General features: G+C 73.0%; 11 protein-coding genes. 7 read left to right on the top strand and 4 right to left on the bottom strand.

Annotated elements, in window-relative coordinates:
- The first annotated feature begins 129 nt into the window (after positions 1-129).
- The 5 genes from LV78_RS23520 (at position 130) to LV78_RS23500 (ending at position 5,224) form a co-directional block, all read left to right on the top strand.
- Positions 130-1,341: an oxygenase MpaB family protein gene (locus LV78_RS23520; RefSeq protein WP_253847780.1), complete on the top strand. Its 1,212-nt coding sequence runs from the start codon at positions 130-132 to the stop codon at positions 1,339-1,341.
- Between the two features lie 201 nt (positions 1,342-1,542).
- On the top strand, positions 1,543-2,664 hold the full coding sequence (locus LV78_RS23515) for a serine hydrolase domain-containing protein (protein WP_253847779.1): 1,122 nt from the start codon (positions 1,543-1,545) through the stop codon (positions 2,662-2,664).
- The gene (locus LV78_RS23510) at positions 2,655-4,040 is read left to right on the top strand and encodes a sensor histidine kinase (protein ID WP_253847778.1); all 1,386 of its coding nucleotides are present in this window, start codon (positions 2,655-2,657) and stop codon (positions 4,038-4,040) included. The genes LV78_RS23515 and LV78_RS23510 overlap by 10 nt, the downstream gene beginning before the upstream one ends.
- Complete coding sequence (locus tag LV78_RS23505) at positions 4,028-4,681, top strand: response regulator (protein ID WP_253847777.1); 654 nt, start codon at positions 4,028-4,030, stop codon at positions 4,679-4,681. The genes LV78_RS23510 and LV78_RS23505 overlap by 13 nt, the downstream gene beginning before the upstream one ends.
- A 27-nt stretch (positions 4,682-4,708) precedes the next feature.
- The gene (locus LV78_RS23500; protein ID WP_253847776.1) at positions 4,709-5,224 is read left to right on the top strand and encodes an SUKH-4 family immunity protein; all 516 of its coding nucleotides are present in this window, start codon (positions 4,709-4,711) and stop codon (positions 5,222-5,224) included.
- A 55-nt stretch (positions 5,225-5,279) separates the two neighbouring features.
- Here LV78_RS23500 and LV78_RS23495 read toward each other — a convergent pair whose 3' ends face one another.
- A complete protein-coding gene (locus tag LV78_RS23495) occupies positions 5,280-6,419 on the bottom strand; it encodes a serine hydrolase domain-containing protein (RefSeq protein WP_253847775.1) in 1,140 nt (379 codons plus the stop codon).
- A gap of 412 nt (positions 6,420-6,831) precedes the next feature.
- Complete coding sequence (locus tag LV78_RS23490; RefSeq protein WP_253847774.1) at positions 6,832-7,911, bottom strand: hypothetical protein; 1,080 nt, start codon at positions 7,909-7,911, stop codon at positions 6,832-6,834.
- A 216-nt stretch (positions 7,912-8,127) separates the two neighbouring features.
- Here LV78_RS23490 and LV78_RS23485 point away from each other — a divergent pair, with 216 nt between their 5' ends.
- Positions 8,128-8,790 (top strand): lytic polysaccharide monooxygenase auxiliary activity family 9 protein, encoded by a 663-nt coding sequence (locus LV78_RS23485; RefSeq protein ID WP_253847773.1) that lies wholly within the window; start codon positions 8,128-8,130, stop codon positions 8,788-8,790.
- Positions 8,791-8,957: 167 nt separating this feature from the next.
- Positions 8,958-10,178, top strand: coding sequence for an MFS transporter (locus tag LV78_RS23480; protein ID WP_253847772.1), 1,221 nt, complete (start codon positions 8,958-8,960; stop codon positions 10,176-10,178).
- Between the two features lie 3 nt (positions 10,179-10,181).
- Here LV78_RS23480 and LV78_RS23475 read toward each other — a convergent pair whose 3' ends face one another.
- Both LV78_RS23475 and LV78_RS23470 read right to left on the bottom strand, forming a co-directional pair.
- Positions 10,182-11,012, bottom strand: coding sequence for a class I SAM-dependent methyltransferase (locus tag LV78_RS23475; protein ID WP_253847771.1), 831 nt, complete (start codon positions 11,010-11,012; stop codon positions 10,182-10,184).
- 158 nt (positions 11,013-11,170) lie between these two features.
- Positions 11,171-12,073, bottom strand: coding sequence for a helix-turn-helix domain-containing protein (locus LV78_RS23470; RefSeq protein ID WP_301307203.1), 903 nt, complete (start codon positions 12,071-12,073; stop codon positions 11,171-11,173).
- Between the last annotated feature and the right edge of the window lie 182 nt (positions 12,074-12,255).

Below are 12,255 nucleotides of genomic sequence, written 5' to 3'. Positions count from 1 at the left end.
CGACCAGTGACGCGCGTCGCTATGTTAACGAAGAATCTCTCCACGGATCAAGGGAGAACGCCGCCGCTCCGCTCCCCCGCTACGCCGCTTGAGCGGCAACTTTGCCTATCGAGGAAGCTAGGTAAGTAAATGAGCGATCTCAGCAGAAGGCACATGCTGTCCCTCGGCGCCGCGCTCGGTCTGGTCGGTGTCGCGGGCGCGGTCCCGGCCTGGGCGTCGACCGCGGCGGGCACGGTGGGCGCGGCGGCGGGCACCGACCCGTGGTGGGTGTGGGACGACGAGATCGACGGCATCATGGCGTCGGTCCTGCGCAACGGCCAGGTGCCCGCCGTCAACGCGGCGATCCGGACGTGGGTGAACAACAACGACCCGCTGCCCACCGGCCTGCCGCCCGCGCTGTCCACCTGGCTGGGCAAGGTCAACGGCCTGCCCTCGTGGGCCGACCGGTCGAAGCTGCGGCTGGCGGCGGACTTCAACCGCCGCAAGGACACCTACCTGTTCATGCTCTACGGCCTGGGCAGCGGGATCATGAGCACGGTGATCCCGCGCGAGGCCAAGTCGGTGTACTGGTCGGCGGGCGGCGCGGACATGAAGGACCGCGCGGCCAAGACGTTCACCTTCGGCTACGACCTGAGCGAGCTGACCGCGTACGAGCCGTCCGGGCAGTTCCTGGTCACCTCCAACAAGACCCGCCTGGTGCACGCGGCGGTGCGGCACCTGCTGCCGCAGTCGGCGCGCTGGCGGGCGGTCGCGGACGAGCAGAACGGCATCCCCATCAGCAACGGGGACATCCTGGTCACCTTCCACAGCCTGGGCACCTACGTGCACCGCAAGCTGGTGGAGTGGCGGGTGCCGATGACGGCGGCCGAGGAGGAGGCGTTCCTGCACATGTGGCAGGTGGCCATCCACATGCTCGGCGTGCGGGACGAGTTCATCCCGAAGTCGTGGGCCGAGGCGGAGGCGCAGTCCGCGCAGGTGCTGACGCCGATCATGGCGCCGTCGACCGAGGGCAAGGACCTGGCGAAGGACCTGCTGGGGCTGACCGCGCAGATCGACCTCGGGGTGACGCGCGGGTTCCTGAACGAGTTCGTGCGGTACGCGCTGAGCCACGAGGTCGGCGACTGGCTGAACCTGCCGAGGGACTACGCGGCGTCGGCGCTGATCCGCACGGGCTGGCCCGCGTACATCGCGTTCCGCGAGGGGCTGCTGCCGGTGATGCCGGTGGGGTTCTACATGTTCGACCAGTTCATCCGGGCGATCGCGATGCTGTTCCTGAACAAGGGTTCTTCCGGCACGACCACCCTGATCACCATCCCCACCGGCAACCGGCCGGGGGCCTGAGCCGCTTTCCCGAACGCCAGAACACCGGAACACCGGAATACCGGAACGTCCGGCCGCCCGTCCGCCACGCCGTGGTGGGCGGGCGGTCGCGTGGAGGGGTACAGCCTGCTGTACCCCGGATCGGTCAGCCAGCGGGATGGAACGCCGTTCTCCGCGTCGAGATGCTTGTGGCACAGGCGAATCGACCGTGAGGAGACGACGATGCGGGTGCGGAGGGCGGTCGCGACCGCGCTGGTGGCGGTGTGCGCCGGGGTGCTGGTGGGCGTGCCGCAGGCGAGCGCCGACGCGGAGCGCGGGAACGCCCCGGAACGGGGGAACGCCGTGCAGCGCGGGCTGGACGTGCTCGTGCGGGAGGACGGGTTCCCGGCGGTGCTCGCCGCCGTCCGCGAGCCGGGTGGGCGGACCAGGCACTACACCGCGTCCTCGGTGGGGCGGGTGCCGCAGAACGGGCAGGTGCGGTTCGGCAGCAACACCAAGACGTTCACCGCCGTGGTGGTGCTGCAGCTGGTCGGCGAGGGCAGGCTCGGACTGGACGACCAGGTGGAGCGCTACCTGCCCGGCATCGGGCTGGACGGGCGCGGGATCACCGTGCGGGACCTGCTCCAGCAGACCAGCGGGCTCGGCGACTACGACCAGGCGCTGCTCGGGGACCTGTTCGGCACGCTGCACCGGTACTTCGAGCCGCGCGAGCTGGTGGACGCCGGGCTGGCCGAGCCGTCCGAGACCGAGCGCGGGCAGTGGGGGTACGCGAACACCAACTACGTGCTGGCCGGGCTGCTGGCGCAGAAGGTGACCGGGCGGCCGATCGGCGAGGAGATCACCAAGCGGGTGATCGAGAAGCTGGGGCTGCGGGACACCTACTGGCCCGCCGTCGGCGAGCAGCGCGTCCGGGGCGAGCACCCGCGCGGGTACCTGGCGCTCAAGCGCGGCGACGCGTGGCAGGACGTGAGCGAGATGGACACCTCGGCCGCGTGGTCGGCGGGCGCGCTGGTGGGCACGCCGACCGACCTGAACCGGTTCATGACCGGGCTGCTCGGCGGTGAGCTGCTGGCGCCCGAGCAGTTGGCGCAGATGCGCACGACCGTGGACGCGCCGGGGTTCGACCTCACCGGGAAGGCGCGCTACGGGCTCGGGCTCGCGACGCTGGCGCTGAGCTGCGGCGGTGAGGCGTGGACGCACGGCGGGTTGACGCCGGGGTACGCGGTCTACAACGCGGTGACCACGCGGGGGAAGGCCGCGACCGTGGCGGTCACCGGGCTGCCGAGGGACCTGGTGGACGTGGAGCACATGGAATCCGCGCTGGACGCGGCGCTGTGCGCGTGACGGAGCGGTCCGCCGCGCCCCGGTCCCCCTCGGGGTCGGGGCGCGGCCTGCTGCGCGCCCCCGTCGACGGGCTCCGGTCGCTGCTGGGCGCGCTGGGCACGGCGGTGGCGGCCTTCGCGGTCCTGGCGCTCGTGCCGGTGGTGGCGGTGCTGTGCCTGGTGGGCGTGGGGATTCCCCTGGTGCCCCGCGTTTCCCGTGCGGTGCGGGCAGTCGCGGACCGGGAGCGGGGGCGGTTGTCGCGCGCGGGGGCCGTGGTCGTGGAGGCCGAGCCGCTGCCGGACGGGGTGGTGCCGTCCGTGCGGGCGACGGCGCGTGAGCTGGGGTGGTTGGCGTGGCACGGGACCTGCGGGTTGGCGCTGGCGGTCGGCGGGGTGATGCTGCCGCTCAACGCGGTGCACGACCTGGCGTTCCCGCTGTACTGGGACGTGCTGCCGCCCGGTGAGATCACCGCGGCGATCGGCTTCCCGGCGGCGCACGACGGTCGGGAGGCGCTGCTGGTGTCCGGGATCGGGCTCGGGTGGGCGGTGCTGGCGCTGATCGCGCCGCAGGTGCTGGCCAGGGCGCACGCGGCGGTGGGGCGGGCGCTGCTCGGTCCGGCGCCGGGCACGGACCTGGCGCTGCGGGTGATCCGGTTGACCGCCACGCGCGCGGCGGCGCTGGACGCGCACGCCGTGGAGCTGCGGCGGATCGAGCGGTCGCTGCACGACGGGGCGCAGAACCACCTGGTGGCGGTGAACTTGTTGGTGGGCGCGGCGAGGCGGGTGGTGCACCGCGATCCGGCGGCGGCCGACGCGGTGCTCGACCGGGCGCAGGAGGCCGCCGAGCAAGCGCTTGCCGAGCTGCGGGCGGTGGTGCGGACGATCCTGCCGCCGGTGCTGGACGACCGGACGCTGGGCGACGCGGTCGCGGCGCTGGCGGCGAACTGCCCGGTGCCCTGCGCGGTCGTGTCGGACGTTCCGGTGCGCAGTGCGGCGTCCGTCGAGGCGACGGCGTACTTCGTGGTGGCGGAGGCGTTGACGAACATCGCCAGGCACAGCGGCGCGCGGCGGGCGGAGGTGCGGATCGAGCAGCGGGAGGGGCGGTTGCGGGTGACGATCACCGACGACGGGCGCGGCGGCGCGGAAGCGCGGAGCGGTTCGGACGCGCGGGGCGGTTCAGGCGCGCGAGGCGGTTCAGGCGCGCGAGGCGGTTCAGGCGCGCGAGGCGGTTCAGGCGCGCGAGGCGGTTCGGACGCGCGAGGCGGTTCGGACGCGCGAGGCGGTTCGGGGTTGGACGGCATCCGGCGGCGGGTCGAGGCGCACGACGGGGTGCTGCTGGTCAGCAGCCCGGTGGGCGGGCCGACGGCGGTGGGGGTGAGCCTGCCGTGCGGATCGTGATCGCGGAGGACGATTCCCTGCTGCGCGAGGGTTTGGCGCTGCTGCTGCGCGCGGAGGGCTTGGACGTGGTGGCCACCGCCGACCGCCCTGAGCCGTTCCTGGCGGCGGTGGACGAGCACCTGCCGGACGTGGCGATCGTGGACGTCCGGATGCCGCCCACGCACACGGACGAGGGGGTGCGGGCGGCGGTGGAGGCCAGGAGGCGCAGGCCGGGGCTGGCGGTGCTGGTGCTGTCGGCGTACGTGGAGCGGGCGTTCGCGGACGACCTGCTGGCGCAGGGCGGGGCGCGGTTGGGGTACCTGCTCAAGGAGCGGGTGGGGCGGGTGGAGGAGTTCATGGTGGCGCTGCGGCGGGTCGCGGGCGGGGGGACGGCGATCGATCCGGAGGTGGTGGCGCAGCTGGTGACGCGGTCGCGGGCGGATCGGCGGTTGGAGCGGCTGAGCCCTCGGGAGGGGGACGTGCTGGCGCTGATGGCCGAGGGGTTGGGGAACGGGGCGATCGCGGAGCGGTTGGTGATCACGGAGGGGGCGGTGCACAAGCACATCCGGAGCATCTTCGCGAAGTTGGACCTGCCGCCGAGCGAGCGGGCGGATCGGCGGGTGACGGCGGTGCTGCGGTATTTGGAGGACGGGCGGGGGTGAGGGTGGGGAGGTTGTGGAGGTGAGGCGGTGGTGGAGGTGAGGCGGGTGGAGGAGCGGCGGTTGATCGCGCCCTGGCAGCGGTTGCACGACCTGGGGCACTGGGGTGATCCGTCGAGCACGGGGAAGCTGGGGGCGGTGGTCGACGACGGGCGGGTGCTCGGTGTCACCGAGAGGCCCTTCACGGCGGAGGAGTTGCACCCGGTCATGCGCGCGCAGTTCGGACTCGGAGCGGACTTCTACCGACCTTCGGTGTACTTCGTCAACTCGTCGGTCGCGCGCTTCGTCGAGGTCTCGTGGTTGGTGAGCGCGGCGTTCGTGGAGTTCCGGATCCTCGACCTGGAGGAGGGGCCGGAGAACGGGCCGCCGCTGGACAGCGGGGAGCGGAGGGCGGAGTTCCTGCGGGCGTGCGAGGCGCACGGCGAGCGCAGGTCCTGGGGGTTGCGGGCGTTGCTCGCGCGGGTCGAGGAGATCGATCCGGCGGTGCGGGGGGACGACGAGGAAGGCGCTTGGTACGACGCGATCGTCGACCTGGATCCCCTGTGACGCCGACGAGTCCGCCCCGCCGCAGCACGGGCGGGGCGGACTCGTCGGCATCGGGTCACTTGGCGCAGAGCGCGGTGTCCAGGACGTTGTTGACCGCCTCGACCTGCTCGTTGCTGTCGGGCAGGGCGGTCACGACCACGGTGGCGGCGCGGCCGTCCTCGGTGACCGCGTCGCGGGTCTCGTAGCCGTCGATGTCGCCGCCGTGGCCCCAGGCGTGGCCGCCGCAGCTCAGGTCGATCTTCATCAGGCCCAGGCCGTAGTGCCAGGTCGTGGGGAACTTGTGGGCCTCGACGGTCTGCTGCATCCTCGCCAGCTGCTCGGGTGCGACCAGGCGTCCGCCGACGAGCGCGGCCAGGAACTTGTTGAGGTCGCTGGGGGACGCCACGAGGTTGCCCGCCGACCAGGCCCAGGACGGGTCGAGGTCGCTGATGTCGGTGCGGGCGCCGTCCTTGACGAGGTAGCCGCGCGGGTGGGCCTCCCGGATGCGCTCCTCGCCTGCGGTGGGCCAGTAGGTCTCGCGGAGGTCGAGGGGGGTGATGACGCGGCGGGTGATCTCCTCGCCGAGCGGGCGGCCGGTGACTCGCTGGACGAGGAGACCGGCGAGGACGTAGTTCGTGTTGCTGTAGTAGGCCTTCTCGTTCTGCGGCACGGTGCGCGGGCGGGCGAGGGCGACGTCGAGGAGGTCGTGGGGCTCGTAGTAGGTGTGCTGGATCGCGAGGATGTCGTCGGCCACGACGTCGGTGTACTCCGGGATGCCGCTGGTGTGCTGGAGGAGCTGGTGGACGGCGATCTCGCGGCCGTCGAAGCCCTCGCCTCGGACGAGGTCGGGGAGGTAGGTCTCGACCGGGGCGTCGAGGTCGACCTTGCCCTCGGCGACCAGTTGCATGATCACGGCGCTGACGAACATCTTGCTGGCGCTGCCGATCCGGACCTGGCCGTTGACGGGGACCCGTTCACCGGCGCGGGGGGCGAGGAAGCGGGTGCGGCCGTCGCGCTCGCGGATCGAGGCCATCGCGGACGGGAAGTTGTGGGCGGTGACTAGTTGTTCGAGGCCTTGGCGGACGGCGCGGTCGTTCTGCTGGGATTCCTGGTTGGCCAGCGCGATGGGGGTGATGGCGGTTGTGGTGGCGGCGAGCGCGGTTGCGGTTGCGGTCGCGGCTACCAGAGCACTGAGCAGGAGTCGTTTGCGGGACAAGGGATTCCCCTCTCGATCGGCTTGTTCGGACACCGTCAAGAGTGGCGTGGGGAGATGGTTGGTTCGATCCCGCAGGCTGGCCGGATCGGGGTAGTGCCTGCTGTACCTGAGGGGGGCGGGGAGGGGGAGGTGAAAGTCAAGAGCTGAAAGTCAAGAGCTGAAGGGCTCGCCTCGCCGGCGGGGCAGGCCTCCAAAAAAGAGGGGGACGAGCTCTGCCGGCCGGTGACCGTTGGGTTGGTGGTGCGGTTGTACCACTGCGGTGGTCCGGGTCCCTCTTCTCCGTGTGGCCTCCTTTCAGGCAAGCACAGGCGTCAAGACGCCGTATGACCAGGCAGTCTGCCGCTCAGTGCGGCGGCGTCTTGACACCTGTGCTCGGGCTGCGCCAGGCCACACGGAGAAGAGGGACGCGGGATCAGGGGGCTGCGGGCTCGCTGCGCTCGCCCCGCAGCCCGCGAGTGCGGGGACTTGGGCTGTTGCGGCAGGCTTCTGCTCTGGTGGTGAGGAACGCGGCTCGTTTGGTCGGGCCCACGTGGTCCCACACCGGGGAGTCGGCTTGCCTGCCCAGGGCTCGGAACTGGTCCACGGCCTCGGTGTGTCTGCCGGTGCGGACCAGGGCCAGGGCCAGGGCGGCTCGGTGGTGGCGGGCGTCTGGGGTTTCGGAGCCTCCGTCGCGTAGCCAGCCCGTGGTTGCGGAGATCGACGCGGGCACCGCCGGGTCGTCCCAGTGGTCGGCCTGGGCGGCCACCAGGAGGCGCAGCCAGGACAGGGAAGGGGAGGATTCCGCTGCCTGGTCGGCGAAGTCCAGGGCCTCGGGGTAGGAGTCTGCGGGGTAGCGGTCGGGGTGTGGGGTGGGGTTCGGGGTGCGGGCGCCTGGCACTCGGCCGGTCAGGTGGGAGTCCCAGCGGTAGCGCAGGGCCAGGGCGTGGCCTGAGCGGTGCAGGGGGTCGCGGTCCAGGAGTTCTTTCCAGGCTCGGGCGAATTTCTCCTCGGGGAGGTGGAGGCCGTGCGCCACCGCGAGTTGTTGGGCCCAGGGGGTGGGGTCGTCGGGAGCCAGGCGGGCGGCGTCGCCTGCTCGGTCGCTGGCTGCCACGAGGGCCCTGCGGAAGCCTCGGACGCGGGTGGCCTTGGGGGCGGCGCGGTCGCGGCGCAGGACGGTGGCGTGGGTGAGCAGCCAGGCGGTGTGGGCGGTGATGGCGTCCGGGGAGTGCGGCTGCTCCAGCAGCCAGTCCTGCATCCAGTCGCCGTCGGCCTCGTCGGCGTGCGCGGCCAGCGCCTGCACCGCCTCCCAGCGGCGCTCCCAGTTCCAGCCGGTGGTGGCGAGCAGGCGGGACGCGGGGCGCCACGAGCCGTCCTCGGCCGCTTCGACGGCGGTGCGCAGGACGTCGTCCAGGAGGGGGCGGGCGGTGACCTCCGCGTCGTCCACCAGGCCCCTGCGAGCGGGGGCGTGCGGGGCGTGGCGCGCGATCAGGCGGTGGAGCGCGGAGCGGGCCATGGCAGGGGTTCCTGGTTCGCCGAGCCGAGAGGTGCCCGGTGGACTGTAGTGGATCTTCCGATGCGCTCGCACCGAGCGGGCGGGCGGAAAGAAAGCAACTTGATCACTCAGTGTTTCGTTGAAGTTTCGCTCTGTGACGGATAGTGTCCCCGGTAACCACTGGGAGCGCTCCCAACATTCGCCGCCGCCACACCTACGGAGAATGGAGGATCAACCATGCGCACGCGAACCACCTCGGGGTCCGCGACCAGACGGCGCGGCGTGATCGCGGTCGTGGTCAGCGTCCTGGCCTGCGTCTTCGTCGCCACGCCGTCGGCGTCCGCGCACGGCACGATCGTCGGCCCGGCCACCCGCGCCTACCAGTGCTGGCAGGACTGGGGCACGCAGCACACGAACCCGGCCATGCAGCAGCAGGACCCCACGTGCTACCAGGCGTACCAGGCCAACGCCGACACCATGTGGAACTGGATGAGCGCGCTCCGGGACGGCCTGAAGGGCAACTTCCAGGCCGCCACCCCGGACGGGCAGCTGTGCAGCAACGCCCTGGCGCGCAACAACTCCCTGAACACGCCGGGCAAGTGGCGCACCACGAACGTCGGCAGCAGCTTCTCGATGCACCTGTACGACCAGGCCAGCCACGGCGCGGACTACTTCAAGGTCTACGTCAGCAAGAACGGCTTCGACCCGGCCACGCAGCGCCTGGGCTGGGGCAACCTGGACTTCGTCACGCAGACCGGGAAGTACGCGCCCGCCAAGGACATCACGTTCAACGTCCAGACCAACGGCAGCTACCGGGGGCACCACGTGGTGTTCACGATCTGGCAGGCCTCGCACCTGGACCAGGCCTACATGTGGTGCAGCGACGTGAACTTCGGCTAGTCGGGGGCTTTCCCGGCTGACCGGTCCACGCGCACGCCCGCGTCCCGCCCCCACATGACGGGGCGGGACGCGGGTGCGCGCGCGTGGACCACCGGATGCGGTGCTCCGGGGTGGCGGGCGGCGCGTCGGTCACCTCCCGCCGCGGGGTTTTCGCCAGGATTGGCGGCATGGTGATCCGCTACCTCCTGTCCCACGCCTTATCAATGCTCGGCAACTCCGTGGCCGCCGTCGCGCTGCCCTGGCTGGTGCTGGTGCGCACCGGGGACGCCGCGGTGGCCGGGCTGATCGCGGCGGTGAGCGCGCTGCCCGTGCTGGTCGCGGCGGTCGCGGGCGGGCTGGTGGTCGACCGGTTCGGCAGGCGTCGGACGTCGGTCGGCGCCGACCTCGCGTCCGCGCTGGCGGTGGCCGCGCTCCCCCTGGTCGACCAGGTCTCCGGGCTGACGGTCACCTGGTTCCTGGTGCTCGGGGTCGCGGGCGCGCTGTTCGACGTGCCCGGCATGACGGCCCGCGAGGCGCTCGCCCCGGACGTGGCCTCGGCCGCCGGGGTCGGGCTGGAGAAGCTGGCCGGGCTGCGCGAGGGCGTGAGCGGGATCGTGGTCGTGGTGGGCCCGGCGCTGGCCGGTGGCGCGCTCGTGCTGCTGGACCCGGCGAGCGTGCTGTGGATGACGGCGGGGTGCTCGGCTTTGGCCGCCGCGGTGACCGCGACCCTGCCCGCACGCGTGGGCGCGGGCTCCGGCGAGGCGTCCGAGGGGGTGCGCCGCGACCTGGGCGCGGGCTTCCGGGTGCTGGCGGGCGACCGCGTGCTGCTGACCGCGACCTGCGTGGTGACCGCGAGCCTGCTCGTGCTGGCCCCGCTGCAGAACGTCCTGCTGCCCGTGCACATGGTCGCCCTGGACGCGCCCGGCGGCTACGGCCTGGTGATCGCCTTCCTCGCCGTGGGCGGGATCGCCGGTTCGATCGCCTACTCGACGCTCGGCGCCCGGCTGTCCCGCAGGTCGGTGTTCGTGCTCACCCAGGCCGTGACCGCCCTGGGCACGGTCGGCCTGGCCCTGCTCCCGCCGACGCCGCTGCTGCTGGCGGCGGCCGTCCTGACCGGTTTCGGCGCGGGCCCCCTGCAGGCGATGGTGCTGGTCCTGGTGAGCGAGCGCGTCCCGGACCGCTTCCGGGGCCGGGTGCTGGGGTTGCAGAACTCGGCCACCCTGACCGCCGTGCCGCTGGGCACCCTGGTGGGCGGCGTGCTGATCGAGGGCGTCGGGCTGCGGGAGACCGGGGTGGTGCTGGCGGTGGTGTGGTGCGCGGTGGCGGTGGGCGCCCTGGTGGCGCCCGCGCTGCGGCGGTGGGACGGGCCCGAGGTCGCGGGAGCCGGGGAGCCGCCGTTGCCGGAGTGATCCTCAGAAGGCGAACCGCGAGATGTGGCCGACCCTGCGCGTGACCGGCAGCCTGGCCAGCACCCTGGTGTCCAGCAGCAGCCTCAGCCGCAGCCCGAGCGGCAGGCGTCGGTGGTCGCCAGGGTCGGCCGTCTCGTACGCCTTGACCGACTCGACCAGGCGCAGGCCGGGGACGAGGTCCGGCAGCTCACGCGGGTCGTCGACGCCCCAGCGCATCCGGGCCCCGGTCTCGCGCAACACCGGCAGCGGGCCGCTCATCCGCACCACGGCCCGCGAGTAGGAGTCGAACACGACCTGCCCGCCGAGGGGGAAGCGCCGGACCAGGGCGCGCAGCAGCGCGGGCCCCTCCTCCTCGCCCAGGTACATCGCGAGCCCCTCGGCGACGACCAGGACCGGCCGGTCGGCCGGGACCAGTGCCAGCCAGTCCTCGTCGGCGACCGAGGCGCCCAGCACCCGGTGGCCTGCCCGCTCGGGGTAGACCCGCGCGCGCAGCTCGGCCACCTCCGGCTGGTCGACGTCGAACCAGCGGACCCCTGGCCCAGGGGCGATCCGCAGCACCCGGCTGTCCAGGCCGCAGCCCAGGTGCAGCACGGTGGACTCCGGGTGGTCGGCGAGGAACGCCCGGACCCACCGGTCGAACAGCCTGGCGCGCAGCGCGATCCCGACGGCGGTGGCCGGGGTGACGCGCAGCTTCGCGAAGTCGTAGTCGAGCCGCTCCACGACCTCGGCCGCCGAGGTGTCGCCGAGCAGCGGGTGCGGCGACCTCGCGTCGACCGCGCGGGCGCACAGCGTCGCCAGCAGCGTCTCGGCGGTTCCGGTCAACGAGACCTTCATCCACGACCCCCATCGGTGTGCGCGATCCGGTGAGCGGGGAGAGGAGCCGCGCCCCACCGGGTCGGCGGGAGCGGGGCTGGAGGGCGCCGGGCGCGTCGCGGGCGCGGGGCCCGCCGGGCGCGTCACGGGCTCAGGCCCGGCCGGGGCGATGCTACGGGTCACCCCCAGGTGCGGCAAGGGCACGCCCGGAGCCCCCGGTCGCCCTCCCGCGCGGGCGGCCACGGCGCGGCGGGCTCGGCCGGGCGCTCCGGGTCGGCGGCCCGGACCCGGTCGCGCAGCTCGGCCTGCCCTGGCAGGCCGGCCAGCGCGTCGAGCCAGCGCTCCAGCAGCACCGACCAGCGGGCGGCGGCGGGCGTCGCGGCGCACCGGTGGCGCGGCCTGCGGGCCAGCCAGTGCCGCACCGGGTAGGTGGCCAGCACCCGCTCGTCGGAGCACAGCACGTGCAGCGCCTCGGCGCCCGCCACCGCGTCGACGGCGTCGAGGAACGGCGCGAACTCCTTGCTCCACGGGGAATCCGCGCAGGTTCGCACCACGGCGCACCCGCCTGCGGGGGCTTCGGGAGCACGTCGCGCGGTCGCGCGGACGGCCAGCGCGAGCGCGCCGCCGCCGGGGGCGAGCAGGACGCCGCGCACACCGCGCACGCGGGCGACGAAACCGGGGTCGAGCACGAGCCGCCACGCCGCGACCAGCTCGGGACGCAGGTCAGCGTCGCGCCAGATGCGGGACACTGCGGTCTGCGACAACCCGCGCGCCGAGGCCATCGCCCTGGTGGTCCACCGGCCGCCGCCGGGGGCGGGGAGTTCGAGCGTGGCGGCCACGACGCAGCGCACGCACTCCTCGCCGATCGTGCGCGGGGAGCCCGACCTGGGGCGGTCGGTCAACCCGCCGATCCGGTCCTCCTGAAAGCGGCCCCGCCACTTGCGCACGGTTTCCCTGGAGACGCCCAACCGCTTCGCCGTCTCAACGGAGGTCACTCCTTCGGAGCAAAAAAGAATTATTTGCGCACGCAGTGCAATCGGTTCCCCGCCGCGCGCCCACCTCAGCAGCACACGTCTTTCCATAGTGGATAGAACGATCGGACCGACCCCCGTCGTCACCGGTTCCCCCTGCCCAAGTATTTGAAACTCAGCGGACCGCAAACGCCTGGGAGAAGCCAGGCACCTGCGGTTATCCCGCCCAGAGCAGCATTGACGGGACATACCTCGCATACCAGCATGCTGATCGGAGCGTCGCAACCACCGGG

This window comes from Actinosynnema pretiosum (assembly GCF_024171695.1).
GTDB lineage: Bacteria > Actinomycetota > Actinomycetes > Mycobacteriales > Pseudonocardiaceae > Actinosynnema > Actinosynnema pretiosum.
This window is presented reverse-complemented; position numbering and strand designations above follow the sequence as displayed.